The organism is Acetobacter tropicalis (genome assembly GCF_001580915.1).
In the GTDB taxonomy this organism is placed as follows: Bacteria; Pseudomonadota; Alphaproteobacteria; order Acetobacterales; family Acetobacteraceae; genus Acetobacter; species Acetobacter tropicalis.
On sequence record NZ_LHZQ01000211.1, the window covers coordinates 22773 to 42155 of the forward strand.

The following is a 19383-nucleotide window of genomic DNA, read 5'->3' on the forward strand; positions in this document are numbered from 1 at the left end:
AACAGCCAAAAATCTGTACCAGGAGTGAAAACCAGCCCTTGACGTGCGTCAAAAATTGCCGTTTTAATCCTGCCCCTGCACCAAGTTGTGCTGTGCCCTTATAGCTCAGTGGTAGAGCAACCGCCTTGTAAGCGGTAGGTCGTGGGTTCAAATCCTACTGGGGGCACCATTTTTCTCCCCTTTTTTATTAAAGCCTCTTCCGCTTGGCGGACTGGTGACGGCTATGTCTGGCAGGCGCTTTTATGCGCCCGGTTGCCAGCCATCCTGCGTTAACGCCACACCAGCCAGATACAGACTGCCACAAATCAGCACCCGCGCCGGTTTTCCTTCAGACTGCGCCTTGAGGCCATCAAGCGCCTGCACCAGTGTTGGCCCAACCTGCGCCTTACCGCCGGATGCTGCCACAATGGCCTCTACCGGCAATGCCAGATGCTGCTTGGGTTCACTGATAGCCCAGACCGTCGTGGCGTACGGCAGCACAGGGTCAAGAAAACCGGATGCATCCTTGGTCTGCTTCATGCCCACCAGCAGGTGGAGCGGACGATCATCCCAGTTCTGAAGTTCCTTGGCCAGCGCATGGCCCGCACCGGGGTTATGGCCACCATCCAGCCAGACGTCCCACCCCTCAGGCACGCGCGCAGCCAGAGCGCCATGAAGGCGTTGCATGCGGGCTGGCCAGAAAACGTTCCCAATCCCCTGCCACGCCGTGGCAGGAACAGACAAACAGGAAACCCGCAAAGCCTCCACGGCCAGACCGGCATTTTCAATCTGCCACGGGCCAGACAACGCCGGCGCAGGCAGATGCAGGGTCCCTTGCCCATCCGTAAAGATGAGTGCGGAAGACGGTTTTGCGGTCTCGGCAGAACGTTCTGGCGTAATCTCCCACTCGTGCCCACGCCGATGCAAAGGTGCCCCGACCTTCTGCGCTTCCGCTTCTAAAACCTGCATCACGGCTTCCGGTTGTGCGCCTGTAATGGCCGGAACGCCGGGTTTGAAAATTCCGGCCTTTTCTGCCGCTATGGCCTGAAGCGTGTTGCCCAGAAAGGCCTCATGATCCATGGAAACAGAGGTGACAATGCATGCGGCCGGGTGTTTGAGCACGTTGGTAGCATCACACCGGCCACCCAGCCCGACCTCGATAATTGCCAGTTCTGCCGGATGGCGGGCAAACAGCAGAAAACCAGCGGCGGTCAGCACCTCAAAAACCGTAATGGGCGCGCCTGCGTTCACCCGCTCGATCTCTTCCAGCGTGGAGACCAGTTCAGCCTCGCTGACCAATTTTCCCGCGATACGGAAGCGTTCAGTAACATCCACCAGATGCGGGGATGTCATGACATGCACACGCCAGCCTGCGGCCTCACCCATAGCGCGCAGCGTTGCGCAGGTGCTGCCTTTGCCATTGGTGCCCGCCACATGGATTACAGGAGGCAGTTTTTCTTCGGGGTTACCCAGCTTGGTCAGCAGGGCTTCAAGCCGCCCCAGCGAGAGATCAATCAGCGCGGGGTACAGATGGTTGAGGCGCTCCAGCACCTCACCAGTGCGACCAGAAAATTCGGTTGTCGGCGCTGCGCCGGCGGCAGAAGCGGGCACGCTCGCCAAACTCAGACAGACGGAGCCGCGGTGGGTGCTTCCTCTACCGGCGCAGGCCGATCAGGTGCTGATTTTTCAGCACCAACCGGCGCACGCGTCAGCAGCCCGATCACGCGGCCCAGCGTGGCACGCATGTCCTTACGCACCACCACCATGTCCAACATGCCGTGATCCAGCAGATATTCGGACCGCTGGAAGCCTTCGGGCAGTTTTTCACGCACGGTATCCTGAATAACGCGCGGGCCTGCAAACCCGATCAGGGCATTGGGTTCTGCAATCTGCACATCACCCAGCATAGCGAAGGAGGCCGTAACCCCGCCCGTTGTCGGGTTGGTCAGCACCACAATGTAAGGCAGACCGGCTTCTTTCAGCATCTGCACGGCAATGGTGGTGCGGGGCATCTGCATCAGGCTGATGGCGCCTTCCTGCATCCGCGCCCCACCAGACGCGGTGAAAACAACCAGCGGAGATTTCTGCAAAACAGCCAGCCGTGCGGCGGCCACAAAGCGTTCGCCAAAAGCCGCGCCCATGGTGCCTGCCATGAATTCAAACGCCATGACGGCCACCACGGCAGGATGCCCGCCAATGGTACCGTGCGCCACCACAAGGGATTCATCCACATGGCTTTTGGCGCGGGCGTCCTTCAGACGGTCCGTATATTTTTTCTGATCCCGAAACCCTAGCGGATCAACGGGAGCGGAGGGCAGTTCAATACGGGTGAACTCGCCGTTATCAAATGTCCATTCAAGGCGTTCCGTCACAGGAGCCTTCATGTGATGGCCACAGTGCGGGCACACATTCAGGTTCTTGTGCAGTTCCTTGGTCAGAATCATCTGACTGCAGGACTCGCAGTTGGTCCACAGATTATCCGGCACTTCACGGCGGAGAAGGCCGCGAATTTTGGGACGGACATATTCGGTGATCCAGCTCATTTTGAACCTTGCAACTGCGAGACATGAAAATGGGCATGCAGCCCCAATGAGGCGTGCATTACGCTGCTTGGGCCTTCCTGCCAAGCATTATGCGCCGGAACGTGCCCCGCACACAGCCTGCCAGAAAAGCCCAACACTGAGTGTTTCAGGCGTTACAGAGCGCCTTCAACCCAGGCTTTAAGCTGGCTCTTGGGCAGAGCGCCTACCTTGGTTTCCACCACCTTGCCATCACGCACCAGCATGAGGGTCGGAATGGAGCGCACGCCATAAGCAGTCGGCGTTGCGGGGTTTTCATCAATGTTCACTTTGGCAACCGTGACCTTGCCAGCAAAATCCTTGCCGATTTCTTCCAGTGCCGGGCCGATCATCTTGCACGGGCCACACCATTCCGCCCAGAAATCCACCAGAACCAGACCGGATGCCTTAAGCACATCGGCTTCAAAGGTGGAATCGCTGACAGCAAGCGTATGTTCACTCATTAACCTGTTCCTTTTTCTGGGCGGGACATTTCAGCCCCTGCCTCCTTGGCTGCCATAAACCGGATGCCGAAAAACGGTTCCGCATCATCTGATAGCCCTACACTTAAGGCGGCAACGCAGGCGGTCAAGATGCAGGGCTACCCGGAGCATGTGCATCCAATAGCGAATCAGGCAACACGTCCGCCCGCGGGCCTTCCGTCCACACCAGCACACAGCGCACAGGCTTATCGGGATAAAGGCCCTGTAACAGAGCGCGATAGGCCGCCATCTGCCGCAGATACAGAACCGGCGTGCCCGCCACGGTACGGGGCGTGTGCCGACCAGTTTTGAAGTCACACACCACAATGCGGTCTGGCAGAACGCGCATACGGTCCACCTGACCCACAATCACCTGCCCGCCGGCTACGCCCGCCAAACGCTGCTCCGCACGCGCCTCAGGCGTGAACAAGGGCGCAAGATCCGGCAGAGCCAGAACCCCCAGCACCTGATCTGCCAGCACTTTGGCCTCCTGCGGTTTGAGGCCACTAGCGGGGCGCGCCAGCCATCCGTGCGCCAGATCGGCCCATCGCTCAGGCGGGAGCCCCGGCAGATATTGCAACAAGGCATGCACCAGTGTGCCGCGCCGGAACGCAGCCTCACGCGCTGCGGCAGGAGTCACGGCGGCAACATCCAATGGGGAACGCACAGGAGGCAACGGCCCCAGCATGGCATCATCCGGCCGGCTGGGGGCCAGAGGCCGGCCCAGTCTGGCATCAGGCACAGGTGGCACAGGCCGCCAGTCTGGGGCTCGCCCCATCCATGTGGGCAGAGAAGCGACTGTCAGTTTACCGGTTTCGGGTAGCGCATTGGCATCCGCCTTTGGGGACTGCTCCTTGACCTCTGCCCGTTCTTCCAGAACCAGTATGGTGTCTGCCCAATCCCCTTCCGTCCACGGTTGGGGCTGGGCACCCGCAACGTCAAACCCCTGACGACAGCGCTCGTACCAGCTTTCAGCAGGTACATGCCGGCCCGGCATCCAGCCGCACACAATCAGCCTTTCCGCCGCACGCGTCAGCGCCACGTAGAGCAGGCGATTGTACTCCTCTATGGCGCTAGCCTGCATGGAAGCCCGCAAGGCCTGCGTCAGCCCTACGGCAAGCGCCCCACGCGGCACATATACCGGCACATCCAGCCCTGTATGGTTGTCCTTTGCCCAGAACAGCCGATCCTCATACCGGGGCCTGCTGACCGTGTCTGGGAGAATGACCAGCCGTGCCTGCAAACCTTTGGCCCCATGGGCTGTCATCACCCGCACGGAATCTCCCCCGGCTTCGGCCTCACGCTTCACGCTTTCTTCCGAATTACGCAGCCAGTGCAGAAAGCCTTGCAGGGAAGGAGGATGCATGTCCTGATAGCGCAGGGCAGCGGAGAGAAGCTCATCTATGGATTCCGCCGCTTCCGGGCCAAGCCGTGCTAGCAGACGCGCGCGCCCTCCGGCCCGCCCTAGGGCTTCAGACAACAATTCATGTGGGGTCAGGTAATCCACCCGCCGGAACAGGCTATCCAGCAATGCCCATGCCTGCGCCCAGTCTGGCCGCTCGGCATGACGATCCCTCAGGGCGGACCACAGAGGTTCGGCGGGTTTTCGTCCTGTCGCCAGCACCATCAGGCTGTCATCTGCCACCCCGCCCAGCGGGGAGGTCAAGACACAGGCCAGAGTCAGATCATCCTGCGGCAGCAGCAAAGCCGCACACAGCGCCATCAAATCCTGTACGGCGAGTTGATCCGCCAAGCCTGTGCGCACCAGAGTCGTGACTGGCACGTTCTCTGTTTTCAATGCCCGGATCAGCGCTGTAACAAACGGAGAGCGACGCGGCACCAGAATGAGGACATCTCCCGGCGTAAGCGGTTTCTGTCCCGGCGCAGGTGGCGCGGCCAGCAGGCGTGCAATATGGCGCCCCAACGTATCCGCCAGCTTCTGGCGCGGGTTCTGCCGTGTGGTATTGGCCTGCGGAGGCTCCCACGGGCTGGCCAAATCCGCCCCCTCTTCCATGGCTTCCGCCAGAGGCCAGAGTTCAACCCGGCCGCCCTGCCCCGGTCTGGCCGTGATATGGTGCATGGGCCGACCATCTTCTTCCGCCACCCCTTTCGCTGCCTCCGGAAGGGAGAAGACAGAATCAACCAGTTTCAGAACAGGTTCTGTAGAACGGAAGGAAACGGTCAGTTCCGGCTCCCGCCACGGTAAGCCGGCTGACACCGCACGTTCCTGAAACACACGCCGCCATGTGCGGAATGCTTCCGGGTCTGCGCCCTGAAAACCGTAAATGGATTGTTTATAGTCCCCAACAGCAAAAACAGTGCGTGGTCCTGCCTCTGGCGCATGAGTACCCTCACCCGCAAAAAACTCTTCTGTCAGGTCTCCAGCAATGCGCCACTGCTCACCGGAAGTATCCTGCACCTCATCCAGCAGAAGATGATCTATCCCGCCATCCAGTTTATATAACACCCATGCTGCACCGGGTTCTTTCAGAAGCCCTAATGTGCGATAAATCAGATCATCATACTCAACAAGCCCACGTTGGGTTTTTCTGGCCTCATAAAGAGCAGCGACAGGTGCAGCATTTTTTAGAAGAGAAACACCCAGCCGCGCCAACTCCCTGGCTCGCAAAGCGTCCTCAACCCCCTGAATACGGTCTGCTTCTCGCGCAAGACACTCCGCCTGATCGGTATATTTCTCCGTCAGCTTTTTGGTAATAAGGCCTGTTTTGCGCAGATTTCCGTCTTTGGTCAGAAACCCGTTGCGCCATACATCCCACTGCGCAGCCCGCTGGGCAGGTTCAAGGCTCAGCCAATCCAGTAACGCCAGCGCATTCCGTTTGACCGCCTCTGTGCCTTCATCCGCCAGCAACCGCAAGAAATGACGCAGCTTTTCTTCACCAGAAAATGCCATACAGGCGCGCTGCACATAATCCTGATCTGTTCCCTTCAGCGCTCCGGTCTCAAGCCCCAGAACACGACAGAAAATTGCAGGCAATTCTCCTGGTTTTTTTGAAGTCCACTCCCGAATACGTTCAGCGCGCGAATCATGCCGTAACGCTCCTGCCAGACTAACAAAATCTCCCAGCCCAATCTGCCCCGCTACCGGTGCCAGCGTTGCGGAGGAGCGGCTACCCAGAACCGTTTCCACACAACTCTGCAAGGCCAAAGAGGCATCCGTTTCTTCCATGACCGTAAAGTGCGGGTTCATGGCCGCTTCCAACGGAAAACGACGCAGCAGAGACTGGCAAAACGCATGGATGGTGCCAATACGCATACCGCCTGGCAGATCCAGAACTTCTGCAAATAATGCCCGTGCGCGTCTCCGTGTTTCTGGTGTGCATGGCACAAAGAGGGCTGTCAGGTCTTTGTCCAGATCCGCATCCGATAACGTTACCCATCGCCCCAGCCGAGTTTGCAGGCGGATGGCCATTTCCGCCGCGGCTGCCTTTGTAAACGTGAGGCACAGAATACGGGCCGGATGGCTACCGGGTATAATCTCTCCGTCTGACGTACGGCGCGGCAGCATCAAGCGAAGCAGGCGGTCAATCAGTAGTTTGGTTTTACCGCTTCCTGCTGAAGCGGATACAAATACGGAGGCCAGAGGATCAGACGCCAGAGCCTGCTGCTGATTTGCCTGCTCAACAGCATCAGAAAAGACGTGGTTATTTCTCATATTTCATCATCCACGCGTGCAGTGTTCCATTCCGGCACACGGGCCAGACGGGCGTAATCTGCAAAGCGGGGCTCCTGCCCAGGATGAGGATGAGACAGGTAGGGTTGTGCCTGATTGTCATACGCCACCACACGCTCCCGCAAGCGTACCCATGTCTGCTCTGCCAAATCTGTCAGTGATATATCTTTCCCTGCGGAAATCGCCACCTCTGCGCCGGGCTCTGCACCCCCGGTCAGCCGCCAATATACCAGACCACCAATCTCCGCTGTTTTTTCCGTATCGATTTTCGGTAATTCCTTGAAACCGCCACGCAAGATCATGGCAGCTTCAAGCGGAAGCTGAGGGCTCCAGCCAAACTGGACGTCCCGCGCGGTTGGCAGCGTCCCTGTTTTGTAATCCCGTACAATCACACGGTTTTCTGCATCAAAATCAATACGGTCTGCTCGCCCCACCAGCCGGAAAGGACCATGCGATGCGTCTGGCATATCCACCTGCCCGCGCAATTCTGTTTTAATACTGCGCGGCGTTCCTGCTGTTTCACGCCATGCTTCTTCCGCTTGAACAACCCAGGAAGCAATGCGCATCAGGCGTGGCTCCCACCACGCACGCAAAGCCGGGCGCAACGTTTGTGCGGCCAGCACATCCTGAAACATCTTTTGCAAGCCAGCCTCGGCATTAGCTGGCCAGGTTGTGCCATGCGTGCTGAACCACCGCTCAAGCGCTTCATGCACGATCATCCCGTAATCAGATGCATCGGCAGGCTCCTCCAGTTCCGGCAAAGGTTGAAGCCGCAGTACATGGCGTGCGTAAATAGCGTAAGGGTCACGCATCCATGTTTCAATTTCCGTCACACTCAGGCGACGAGGCCGGAGAGCCACGGGCGGCGTGGGACGTGGAGGGGCAACAGGCCGCGCAGCCCCACCAGGCCGATCCACCTCATGCAGCCATTCCATAACCGGATGCGCCGGTACAGACAGGCCACGCCCGGCTAAAAACGCATCCAGCCGGGATAACCAACGCGCCGGTACCACGGGCGCACCCTCACGCCTTTTCGGGCAGGACAGCACAACGTTATCCGCCGCAGTTGCACAGGCAAAAAAATCATGCGCTGCCTGCCCCACTCCCTGTTCGGGTGAAGGCAGCCCCACACGTTGACGCATGGGGCGACTCATCCACGGACCGGCTTCTGCCACGGGCGGCCACACACCTTCTGCTAAACCACCCAGAATAACCGTATCCGCCGTTTGCAGGCGAGCTTCAAACAGCCCCCAGATCAACACGCGCGGATGCAGGGCGGCCGGGTCCCCCCCACGGCGGCTGGCCACGCGCTCTTCCGCCAGAACGGCGCTCAACAAGCCATCCAGAACAGCGGGCGGCTGGGGTGGCAAAATATCTGATGCCATCATCAAATCTGTCAGACGGCTGGCCAGCAGGTTTCCTTCTTCCCCACGCCACAACCGTTCGGCCGGTTCTTCCGTATCCGTACGAACCAGCCGCTCAACCGTCCTGATCAAGGTTTCAAGCAGTTCCGGTACAGGCGCCCGATAGGTTTCTGTCACATCTTGCAAATGGTCGGGCATATCTTCCGCTGCGCTATCAGCCTGCGGCCATGCCAGAACAGGTGCAAAACACTCCGCCACTCTGTCCATGAACACAAGAAGAGGTTCCGGGCCAAAAGGGCGATCCGCCTCCGCACCGGCCTCAACCTGTTCTATTTTTTTCTCATTCCGCGTGTGTTCATCCAAGGCGCGTTCAACAGCCGCCCGTAAGGCCGCAAAACCCGGTGGGGGCGCAGGCCCTCGCAGAACCACACGCTCCAGAAGCCGGGCAGACGCACGGCACACGCCTGCAGAAAGCCCACATGCTACCAAAGGATGTTTTAGAACTGAAAGAAGTGAAACCGGGGCAAACCGATTATCCACCAGTTGCGCCACCAGCCGCAATAGTACTCCGCCCGGCGTACCGATAAGAGAGGCCCCACCACTGTCATCCGCCAGAACACCCCAGCGCGAAAGTTCTGTCACCACGCGCGCCGCCAACCCCCGATCCGGGGTGATCAAAGCTGCCCGTTTGTGCGGCTGCTCAATCACATCCCGCATCAACATGGCGATGGCGACGGCTTCCTCCTGCTGGTCCGCCGGGTCTAACCGGGTAACATGAGGCAGGACAACGGGATCGGACCGCGCCCAGTCTTCCAGAGCAGAGGCGGGTAGCAATGCGCGGCACAGCGCCTGTGTGCGGGCTGGATAACCACCTTCTCCATCCCAGACGTGAACATCCGCCCTGACAGCATCCAAGGCCGCAAGCAGATGGCTCAGACCAGCCTGGGGGTGACTGTCTGGCAAATGGGCAAAGGTTTCTTCCGCCATGCCTGTATCCAGACCGGGAACCACCACCAGCCCCCCCGGGCAAGCCATAACGGCACGCAGGGCTTCTGCCGTAGCAGGCATCACATTAGTAAAACCGGCTGCCCACAAACGGGTTTTGTCCCCCTTCTCCGCCTGTTCATGCCATAACTTTGCCTGCGCCCGCAGCAGAGCAACCTGCCGGGCAACGGGGTTCATAAGCCCTTGCGCCCTCAACCATTCCGGCCACGCACGTGTGACAATATCCAGAAACTGCAAAATGGTTTGCCAGTGCTGAGCAAAATCATCCTGCACAGCGTCCGGTAGGCGGGCAGCAAGATCCACATCCGCCCATTCTGCTTCATCCATAAGGTCTGCCAGCGCCTTGGCCAGAGGCCATGCCTGATCAAGCGTGGGCCGTGTGCCAAACGCCCCTTCGGCCTGCAGAACCAGACGGGTCAACACAGCCAGACGCATCATGCTGGCAACGGGGGGAGGCAGGTCGATCCCTTCGGCTCCCCCTAGATCAGATGCAAGCCCCAGTTCTGCCTCATCCAGCGCACTGATTGGAATAATGCGAGGCAGCAACATGGGGCTGCCATCCATATGGCGCAGAAACGCCTCTGTCAGCGCGCGTGCTGCACGTCGGCCAGGAAGAACAATAACCCCTTCCCCGATTGCCTGAGCGTCTCCTCCTGCTGCTTCAATCCACCGCTGCGCCAGATGATCCAGAAAAGGCAGATGGGCTGGAATTGTCGCCAAACTCATATTGTCTTGACCTTACTGCGCGGAAACGAACCTGACATAAGAAAAGCCCCATCAGGCAACCAGACAGACGCTTCACAAAAGCATTTACACATTGGTTTCTGGGCCCAAAGACAAACCAGCAGCGTCAAGCCGCTGGGACCAACCTTTAATCGAAACCTGTCGGTCGCCACCGGCCAGCACCGAAACGCCCAGATGCAAAGCGTCATCGGGTGTCAGATCTTCCAGTCGCTCAGGCCATTCCACCAGCACAATACCGTCCCGAGCTTCTTCCCAGCCCAGTTCTTCCAGTTCATCTGGGCCACCAAGACGCCACAGATCAAAATGGGAGACGGCGCAAAGGGGGGCATCATAGGTTTGCACCAGAGTATAAGTCGGACTCGGCACATCCAGAGCAGGGTTCTCACAGAGTGCCCGCAAAAAAGCACGTGCAAACACGCTTTTTCCTGCCCCTAACGGACCAGAGAGCAGAATGGTGTCTCCGGGTCGAACCACAGCGGCTATCTGCATAGCAAAGTGTTGTGTTGCTGCCTCATCTTTTAAAATCACGCTCGCACCCATAGACAGCCCCACCGCCTCTTACCTTGCATTGTCATACCTTCTCTAGGGCTTTTTATCAGATCAGCACAGCATGTCAGAAGTCCACATGGCAAAAACCATCATAAAAAAGAGAATTTCTTCAGTATTTCAAAAAATAAAGCAAAGATTCAAAAAGTTATTATTTACTTTCTTATTTATTACATTAACTTAATAAATATAAGATCAAGTGTGCCGTGATTTCTATTTATCAACACCAGATTGTAAGAAATTCTCAATCATAAGTTGCAACATTCAGATTCAAAACGCGTTATGCGTTAATTGCATACCCTTAAAAAGATACAACCAATGGTGGTAAAAAATTTGTTTACGTTATATGAAAGGGTATGAATTGATATTATAACACCTCGAACACAACCATTGGGTGTGTTTGTACTCTCTTCCGGGAGAAGGGACTAACGCCATGCGAATTCTATTGGCCGAAGACAACAATGCTGCAACTCAAACGATTCTTCCCGTTCTTATACACGCCGGACTTCACGTAGATGTGACCGAGACGGGGCGCGGCGCAATTGAAATGCTCCGCAATTATACGTACGGTTTGGTAATTGTAGAGTTATTTCTGCCCGATATGGATGGCTACGACTTTATTGCCTCTCTCCGGGCGCGAAAAATTCAGACTCCTATCGTCATCTTATTTTCAATTGGTGCAGATGATTATCTGACAAAACCTTTTGACCCGGAAGAACTTGTTGCACGGGTTCAGGCTATTTTAAGACGGTCTAACGGTTATTGTCAGCCTATCACGGAAGTTGGCAATCTAGCTCTTGATCTCAACCAACATACCGTTACCGTGGCGGGCTTGCCCGTTCATCTAACAGGAAAAGAGTTTGCTATTCTCGAACTTCTTGTTCTGAGAAAAGGCGTTTCTTTATCCAAAGAAGCTCTCCTCAACCACCTTTACGGTGGGCATGATGAACCAGACATCAAGATTATTGATGTCTTTGTATGCAAATTACGCAAAAAACTTCAGGCTGCTGGAGCGGGAAACCTCATTTCCACCATTTGGGGACGTGGGTATGTTCTCAATGACCCTCCGCCGAAAAAGCCCGCAGCGCACCAGATCAATGCCGCCAGGCATTATCAGGAAAGCCGGGCTCCTCAACTCCAGGCAGCCGGAGAATAAGGAATTACTTAAAAACCATTATGAAATAATTCTATTTCCGAAATGGATGCGCGTGCCATAGGGGGCCTGCCCCATGGCCCAATCCTGGCGCTGTAAGAATAGCGTTCCGCACATACTGACGGCTTAAGGAAATGGCATCTGCCATGGCATGATTTTGAGCAAGCAGCGTGGCCAACGCACTTGCCAGAGTACATCCTGTTCCATGTGTATGGCGGGTAGGAATTCGTTTATCTGCAAATTCCGTAAAACCGGTATCATCCAGCAGGACATCTACCAGATCGTCACCTGATAAATGACCGCCTTTCAGCAGGACCGCTGCACCTGTTTCCTCTCGCAAATGGCGCGCCGCCACCCTCATATCCTGTATCGTCTCCACAGAACGACCCGTGAGACGTTCTGCTTCGGGCAGGTTGGGGGTCAGCACTGTCGCGAGCGGAAAGAGGTACGCCTTCAGCGTACTAATGGCGTCCTTTGCCAGCAAGGCTGCGCCCCCCTTAGCTACCATAACGGGATCAAGCACGAAAAGCGTCTGGACGTTCTGCTGGCGATAGGCCGTAATTTCCTGCGCCACCACACGGATTTCAGCCGGACCACCCACCATACCGGTTTTGAACGCATCTGTGCCCAGATCATTCAGAACGCTCCGAATCTGGAGGCGCAGAAAGTCCGGATCTACAGGATAAATTCCCTGCACACCTAAAGTATTCTGGGCGGTCAAAGCCGTAATGGCTGTCATGGCGTAACCACCCAAAGCCGTAATAGCTTTGATATCCGCCTGAATACCGGCTCCGCCGCCCGAATCACTTCCCGCAATGGACAGCACCCGCGCCGGAGCGCGTTGCTGCGATCCGGTGATCAAAGGTTCTGGTACCGTCATCGTACTCAGGCGGGTTCGCTCACAGCCTGAAGCGCGTCACACATCTGGGTGACAACCTCATCCACCAGCGCTGCATCCTCAGCTTCCGCCATCACGCGCACCAACGGTTCCGTGCCGCTCTTGCGCAGAACCAACCGTCCACGGCCTGAGAGTTTCTGCTCTACTTCCTTCTGTTTGGCCAGAACGCTGTCCGCTTCAAGCGGGCTGCCGCCCGTAAAACGCACATTCTGCAACTTCTGAGGGAATGGGTTGAACATCCGGCAGACTTCGCTGGCAGAGCGTCCATCTTGCACCAGCACGGCCAGAATTTGCAGAGCAGCAATCAGGCCGTCTCCAGTGGTTGCAAAATCTGTCAGCACCATATGGCCAGATTGTTCACCGCCAATATTGCTGCCCAGTTCCCGCATACGTTCCACAACGTAGCGATCTCCAACCGCCGTACGCTCCAGACCTACATTCAGCGTGTTCAGAAAACGCTCCAAGCCCATGTTGGACATGACTGTGGCCACAACCGACTCGCCAATCAGTCGCCCTTCCCGTGCCCAGGACTGCGCAATCAAGGCTAGAATCTGGTCACCATCAATCAGACGGCCCGTTTCATCCGCAATCAGAACGCGGTCTGCATCGCCATCCAGCGCGATGCCCAGATTCGCCTTATGCTGGACCACGGCTTTACACAGCGCCTCCGGATGCGTGGAGCCACATCCTTCATTAATGTTAACCCCATCAGGCGTACACCCGATCCGGATGACTTCCGCTCCCAGTTCCCACAAGGCCGTAGGGGCCACCCGGTAGGCCGAGCCATTGGCGCAATCAATCACAATTTTCATGCCATCCAGCCGCAGTTTACGCGGAAAGGAAGCTTTCGCACTCTCCACGTACCGTCCGGCAGCGTCATTCAGGCGGGAGGCACGGCCAATCTTCTCCGGCGTTGCCAGGCGCCCAGTCAGATCAGCCTCCATCAGGTCTTCAATATCCGTTTCATCATGATCGGACAGTTTAAAACCATCTGGGCCAAACAACTTGATACCATTGTCTCCAAACGGATTGTGAGACGCCGAGATCATGACACCCAGATCAGCACGGAGCGAACGGGTCAGCATGGCAATGGCCGGTGTGGGGAGCGGACCAACGAGCGTTACATCCATTCCGGCAGACAGAAAACCAGCAACCAGTGCGCTTTCAATCATGTAGCCGGACAGACGCGTATCCTTACCAAGAAGAACGCTGTGCCGATGATCACCGCGTGTAAAGCGCAGTCCGGCAGCCTGCCCCAGCCTTTGAGCAGTTTCCACGGTCATGGGAGCAATGTTCGCAGTCCCCCGGATGCCATCTGTTCCGAAAAGACGTCTTGTCCTGCTCATGTCATCTCTCTCCATGCCGTCGGGCCATTTTGCAGACGATGTGACGCCCAAAAATGGCTTTTTTCCTTCTTCTCTTCTCCCTAAAACGATTCAGGGTCTGAAGAAACCGCGAAGACCTGCACCGACCTTCTTTTTTCAGGCGACATGCACAGCCCGCCACATCGTGACGGCCTGCACCATGCCCTCCACCTCATGCACACGCAAAATACTATTCCCCAAAGGCAAGGCCTCCAGCGTAGCCGTTTGAGTGGCAGGGTCTCGCCGTGCCGGGTCTGATACCCCCGTCAATTCCCCGATCATACGTTTGCGGGAAAGACCTAGCAGCACCCTGCACCCCAGATTAGCCAGCAGGGGAAGACGTGCCAGCATTTCCCGGTTCTGCTCGGTCGTTTTGGCAAACCCCAGACCGGGGTCAATCACCAGACGTTCGCGTGCAATGCCCGCATCCAAGGCAGCCTGCACTCTCTGGCCCAACTCCCGCACCACCTCGTAACCTACATCCTCATATACCGCATGCTGCGCCATGGTTTCTGGAACACCACGCATATGCATCAGCACCACACCACACTCGTGCTCGGCTAGAAGCGGCAAAGCATCTGGATCGTGCGCCAGAGCTGAAACATCGTTGATCACATCGGCCCCAACGGCCAGAGCCTGCTCCATCACAAAGCTATTACGGGTATCCACAGAGAGAACCACATCTGGAGACTGCTTCCTTAGTGCGCGGAGGGCGGGGCCTATCCGGTGCCATTCCTGCTGCGGAGTGACAGGCAAGGACCCCGGACGTGTGCTTTCTCCCCCCAGATCAAGCACATCTGCCCCGGCGCGAACCATTGCCTGCCCCGCCTCTACAGCCTTGCTGGTTTCAAGGTGGGTTCCACCATCACTGAAACTGTCCGGTGTGAGGTTAAGGATACCCATGACCAAAGGCCTCTCGGGTAATTTTCCACTGACGGGCCTTTGGGCAACCCGCACCAGTTCTTTCTCCCACCCGGCAGGGACGGCAGCAACAGGCATAAAGCCGCTGCGGGTATTATCTTCTATCAGATCCACACAGGTAAACGCTGCGGGACCACCCGCAAGTGGTAAGGCATCTCCTCGTTCCACCGCTTCCTGCGCGGCAACACCATAGAGCAGCCCTGCGGGTTCCACCAACCGTCTGAAATCCATTCTTCTCCCCCAAACGCAAAGAAGGCGGCATTGCTGCCGCCTTCCCTTAACCTTAGCTGATCCTGCTCTTAGCCCGGCTGAGGCACGGGTGTCATGCCACCCTCATCCCCTTCCGGCTTGGAACCGGGCGGTGTGATATCCGGCCCGGAAACCTGAGGCACGGAAGACCGACGGTTCACGGGAGCAGAGTCATCAATCTCCACCCGTTCAATCGGCTGTCCACGCATGATCTGGCGAATTTCCTCGCCTGTCAGCGTTTCAAACTCCAGCAGGGCTTCGGCCAGACGGTGCAGTTCATCCACGTGATCGTGCATGTAGTTGCGGGCCTGATCATAAGCCTCATCAATCAGACGCTTGATTTCAGCATCAATTTCCTTGGCCGTATGTTCAGAGAAGTTCTTGGCAGCCCCACCAAAGAAGCCCATGCCACCGCCCTGATCATCATTGGCAAAGGCGATCATGCCAACCTTTTCGCTCATGCCCCATTCGGTCACCATGCTGCGGGCAACACGGGTCGCCATCTGGATATCACCCATCGCCCCGTTGCAGATGTTGTCCTTGCCGTAAACAACTTCCTCTGCCACGCGGCCACCCATGGCCACCACCAGATGAGCAATACAGTTCTTTTTGCTCATGGACAGGCGATCACCTTCAGGCAGACGCATCACCATACCCAGTGCCCGCCCACGCGGAATAATGGTCGCCTTGTGAATGGGTTCACTTTCCGGCACCAGCACAGCCGTAATGGCATGGCCAGCTTCATGATACGCCGTGCGCTTCTTTTCCTCATCACTCATGACAAGGGAACGACGCTCAGCACCCATCAGCACCTTGTCCTTGGCGTCTTCAAACTCACGCATGGCAACCGTGCGCTTGCCCAGACGGGCAGCAGCCAGAGCGGCCTCGTTCACCAGATTGGCAAGATCAGCCCCGGAGAAACCGGGCGTGCCACGGGCGATAATGCGAGGGTCCACATCAGATGCCAGCGGAACCTTGCGCATGTGAACACGCAGGATTTTTTCACGGCCAGACACATCCGGGTTCGGCACCACAACCTGACGATCAAACCGGCCGGGACGCAGCAGAGCCGGGTCCAGCACGTCAGGACGGTTGGTGGCCGCAATCAGAATAACGCCTTCGTTGCTTTCAAAGCCGTCCATTTCAACCAGCATCTGGTTGAGTGTCTGTTCGCGTTCATCGTTACCGCCACCCATGCCTGCCCCACGGTGGCGGCCTACGGCGTCAATTTCGTCAATGAAGATAATGCACGGAGCCGCTTTCTTACCCTGCTCGAACATGTCACGCACGCGGGAGGCGCCCACACCTACGAACATTTCCACAAAGTCAGAGCCGGAAATGGTGAAGAACGGCACATTGGCTTCACCCGCAATGGCACGCGCCAGCAGCGTCTTACCCGTGCCCGGAGGACCACACAGCAGAACCCCTTTAGGGATTTTACCGCCCAGACGGGTGAATTTCTGCGGGTCTTTAAGGAAATCGACAATTTCCTGCAACTCGCTCTTGGCTTCATCAATGCCAGCCACATCCTCAAACGTGACGCGACCATGCTTTTCCGTCAGCATCTTGGCGCGGGATTTGCCAAAGCCCATGGCCCGACCGCCGCCGCCCTGCATCTGGCGCATCATGAACAGCCATGCCCCTACCAGCAGGATAATGGGCAGAGAGTTCAGGAAGTAGCGCAGCAGCGGGCTGCCTTCCTGATCCAGCGGCTTGGCCACAACCTCAACTCCCTTGCCGACCATACGGGTGACAAGTGAAGGATCCTGCGGCGCAAACGTCTCAAAGGCGGTCCCGTCGGTCAGAGTGCCGGAGATATTGTGATTCTGCATCACAACGGAGCGGACATGGCCTGAATCCACGTCTGCCACGAAATCTGAATAGGCAAGCTGCTGGGCCGCATGCTGTGTGCTCCCCGGCTGGAAAACATCCACCAGCAAAAGCAGCAGCACGATGATGCTGACCCAGAGAGCCAAATTGCGGCCTAAATTGTTCATCTTGGCTGTGTTTCCATACTTATCGTGCGAGAGCGCCGGAGAGCCCCCAATCTGAGCGGCAGATGCCGGAAAATGCAACCTCTGCTGTTATAAATGGGACGCTGTACGGATATTCCTACCCCGCAAACAGTTTTTTCTGCCTGTTTGGGGGCCTGCGCCGCGCTTTTTTCTCCTGCCCTACTCTGGCAACTCTCCATACACACCGCTGCCAGAAACCGGAACAGGTGGGCGGAACGTAAACCGTGCTCCACACAGGGCCGGGTCTTCCCATATATTTAAATGAGGCACCGCAACACGCTGCCCCTCGCGCCACAAGGCTGGCAGGGTTGCGCATAAGCGCGCGGGCCAACCGGCACGGCTGGCGCGGGGCACGCCTATCCCTGCCGCCCCCACCCGTAATCCTTCCGCCTCAAGCTCTGAAGGCAGGTGCAACACAAAACGGTTATCCCATAGGTTTCCATTCTGTGCGATCACACGACCCTGCATGGCTGCGGCTTCACGCAGTAAAATCCATTGCCCTTTATGCCGAAGCATCTGCACCCCCGCCAGCGTGGCTGGTTGCGCTTCCGCACACAGGCGTGCGACGGCAGATGGAGATGGAGGATAAGGCAATCCGCCCACACTCCGGATAAGGGGAGAAAGCAGCGCTGGCTCCGGCAAGATAGACCCCAGACACACCCACCCTTCTGGTAGAAACGCTGCGTGCTGCGCCAGATACTGCGTGTACTCCGCTTCCTGTTGCATGCGCGCCCGACCATAGCGGATGGCTTCTTGCCATAAGGTGTCTCGCCTATCTCCGATGAGCAAAGCCTGCCGGACACGAACCCGTTCCGCTTTGGTATCCTCGTTGGAGGGATCATCCACCCACACAACACCGGCCTGCCGCAAGGTGTTGCGCAACGCCGCGCGAGAAAACCCCAGAAGAGGACGCACCAGCCGCATATCGGGCAGCACCGTGCTCCATCCCATCCCCGCCAGCCCTGTTGGACCGCTGCCTGCACGTTGCCGCATGGCAACAGTTTCGGCCTGATCATCCGCTTGGTGCCCCAAGAGGAGATCAAGGCAGCCCATCTCCCGGCATGCGTGTGCCAGCGCCGCATAGCGCGCCTGCCGGGCACGCTCTGCCATGCGCGGGCCTTTTGCCAGATCTGTCAGGGTCAGAATACGTCCGGGCACGCCCAGTTTCGCCAGACGACTTACCGTTAAACGGGCTTCTTCTGCGGATTCGGGGCGCAATCCATGGTCAACCACAAACGCAATAAGCCGCTTGCGCCAGCGCGATGCCAGCCACGCCAGACAAAGACTATCCCCCCCACCTGACACCGCAAGTGCGATAGGTGGAAAGGAGGAATCATCCGGCATCCATGGTCCAAGGCGTGTGATAATGGCCTGAAACTGCGCGGGCAAGACGGGAGTGTCAGAAAAAGGAGAGAGAGGAGGCAGAGCACCATCGGCTTGCCGGAGTCCCTCCCCTTCAAAGGCGGTCAGTCCAGAAATTACTGGCAGCCGCCCCGACCGGCATAAATTTCAGCAGCATGAGAAACGCGCTGTGTTGGTGAGGGAAACTCTGACTTCAGTTTTCCCAGCGCCTGACACGCCGCCTTTTTGTCCCCCAACGCCAGCAGGGAAGCCGTAACACCCAGCAGGGCATCCGGCGCACGTGCACTTTTAGGAGCCTGACGGTACGCGTCATAATACGCTACGGCAGACTGGCGGTATTGCTTTTCCCCGGCCAGAGACTGCGCCAGCAGGAACTGGGCATCGACTTTGAAGCTGCCTTTGGCGTTTTTCAAAGCGCCCTCGGCGTTCTCGTGAGCGGTTGCGTAATCACGCTTCTGCAAGGCAGCTTTCCCGGCGGCTAGCATGGCGTCAGGCGTTGTCGGCTTGGCCGCAGCATCTGTTCCACTTCCGCTTGCTGCGGACGCGGTCGCTGCAGTTGCCGCCCCCGCTGCGGCACCAGCAGCAGCCCCACCGCCGCCGTTTTGCGCGGCAAACTGTGCATCCGCTACCTGTTTGGAAAGCGCGGCTGTCTGCTTTTGCAGATCATTGGTAAGCTGATCGATCTCACCCCGCATTTCACGCTGCTGCTGTTCCAGCGTGTTCACACGTTCCAGAAGCTGGGCTGTGAGATCCCCACCGCCACCGGATGACGGCGCGGGGGTAGCGGATGGCGCAGGCAGTGCGCCACTTCCCCCTGAAGACTGGATCTGGCTCAACTGCTGCTGAAGCGCCATGATCTGGTTTTGCAGAGCAAGCCCTTCACGGCTGGAAACTTCCTGCGCATGCGCAAGCGGTGTGCTGGCGGCCAGCACGGCAGCCAACGGAAGACCCAGCACGGCCATGCGCCCGCAGGCGGAAACTGATGTCATCACCAGGCGTTTCATAAAGACCTCACCCTTTTAAAAAAGCGGGCAAGGATTTCATCATTCCAG

The 19383-nt window shown here is 57.6% G+C and carries 13 protein-coding genes and 1 tRNA gene; 2 read left to right on the plus strand and 12 right to left on the minus strand.

Features of this window, described 5'->3' with window-relative positions:
• The first annotated feature begins 94 nt into the window (after positions 1–94).
• Positions 95–169, plus strand: a tRNA-Thr gene (locus tag AD944_RS10275).
• A 71-nt stretch (positions 170–240) separates the two neighbouring features.
• Here the strand turns inward: AD944_RS10275 and AD944_RS10280 are convergent.
• The 6 genes from AD944_RS10280 to tsaE form a co-directional block, all read right to left on the minus strand.
• Positions 241–1590 (minus strand): bifunctional folylpolyglutamate synthase/dihydrofolate synthase, encoded by a 1350-nt coding sequence (locus tag AD944_RS10280; RefSeq protein ID WP_045541768.1) that lies wholly within the window; start codon positions 1588–1590, stop codon positions 241–243.
• Between the two features lie 11 nt (positions 1591–1601).
• The gene (gene accD, locus AD944_RS10285; protein WP_045541761.1) at positions 1602–2522 is read right to left on the minus strand and encodes an acetyl-CoA carboxylase, carboxyltransferase subunit beta; all 921 of its coding nucleotides are present in this window, start codon (positions 2520–2522) and stop codon (positions 1602–1604) included.
• Between the two features lie 152 nt (positions 2523–2674).
• Positions 2675–3001: a thioredoxin TrxA gene (gene trxA / locus AD944_RS10290; RefSeq protein WP_006558158.1), complete on the minus strand. Its 327-nt coding sequence runs from the start codon at positions 2999–3001 to the stop codon at positions 2675–2677.
• Between the two features lie 124 nt (positions 3002–3125).
• The gene (gene addA / locus AD944_RS10295; protein ID WP_045541762.1) at positions 3126–6692 is read right to left on the minus strand and encodes a double-strand break repair helicase AddA; all 3567 of its coding nucleotides are present in this window, start codon (positions 6690–6692) and stop codon (positions 3126–3128) included.
• On the minus strand, positions 6689–9805 hold the full coding sequence (gene addB, locus AD944_RS10300) for a double-strand break repair protein AddB (RefSeq protein WP_045541763.1): 3117 nt from the start codon (positions 9803–9805) through the stop codon (positions 6689–6691). Before addB ends, addA begins: the two co-directional genes overlap by 4 nt.
• An 84-nt stretch (positions 9806–9889) precedes the next feature.
• Positions 9890–10363 (minus strand): tRNA (adenosine(37)-N6)-threonylcarbamoyltransferase complex ATPase subunit type 1 TsaE, encoded by a 474-nt coding sequence (gene tsaE / locus AD944_RS10305; RefSeq protein WP_045541764.1) that lies wholly within the window; start codon positions 10361–10363, stop codon positions 9890–9892.
• Between the two features lie 439 nt (positions 10364–10802).
• Here tsaE and AD944_RS10310 point away from each other — a divergent pair, with 439 nt between their 5' ends.
• The gene (locus AD944_RS10310) at positions 10803–11525 is read left to right on the plus strand and encodes a response regulator transcription factor (protein WP_045541769.1); all 723 of its coding nucleotides are present in this window, start codon (positions 10803–10805) and stop codon (positions 11523–11525) included.
• Between the two features lie 31 nt (positions 11526–11556).
• On the opposite strand, the gene thiD is transcribed toward AD944_RS10310, so the two are convergent.
• The 6 genes from thiD to AD944_RS10340 form a co-directional block, all read right to left on the minus strand.
• On the minus strand, positions 11557–12402 hold the full coding sequence (gene thiD, locus AD944_RS10315; protein WP_045541770.1) for a bifunctional hydroxymethylpyrimidine kinase/phosphomethylpyrimidine kinase: 846 nt from the start codon (positions 12400–12402) through the stop codon (positions 11557–11559).
• Between the two features lie 5 nt (positions 12403–12407).
• Positions 12408–13766 (minus strand): phosphoglucosamine mutase, encoded by a 1359-nt coding sequence (glmM, locus tag AD944_RS10320; protein WP_035382668.1) that lies wholly within the window; start codon positions 13764–13766, stop codon positions 12408–12410.
• Between the two features lie 135 nt (positions 13767–13901).
• Entirely contained in the window at positions 13902–14936 is a 1035-nt protein-coding gene (gene folP / locus AD944_RS10325) for a dihydropteroate synthase (RefSeq protein WP_045541771.1), read from the minus strand.
• A gap of 68 nt (positions 14937–15004) precedes the next feature.
• Entirely contained in the window at positions 15005–16951 is a 1947-nt protein-coding gene (gene ftsH / locus AD944_RS10330; RefSeq protein ID WP_045541832.1) for an ATP-dependent zinc metalloprotease FtsH, read from the minus strand.
• Positions 16952–17128: 177 nt separating this feature from the next.
• Positions 17129–18358: a tRNA lysidine(34) synthetase TilS gene (gene tilS, locus AD944_RS10335; protein ID WP_236709161.1), complete on the minus strand. Its 1230-nt coding sequence runs from the start codon at positions 18356–18358 to the stop codon at positions 17129–17131.
• An 89-nt stretch (positions 18359–18447) separates the two neighbouring features.
• Positions 18448–19335 carry a tol-pal system YbgF family protein gene (locus tag AD944_RS10340; RefSeq protein ID WP_082741173.1) on the minus strand — a complete coding sequence of 296 codons (888 nt, stop codon included), beginning with the start codon at positions 19333–19335 and terminating at the stop codon, positions 18448–18450.
• Positions 19336–19383 lie beyond the last annotated feature (48 nt).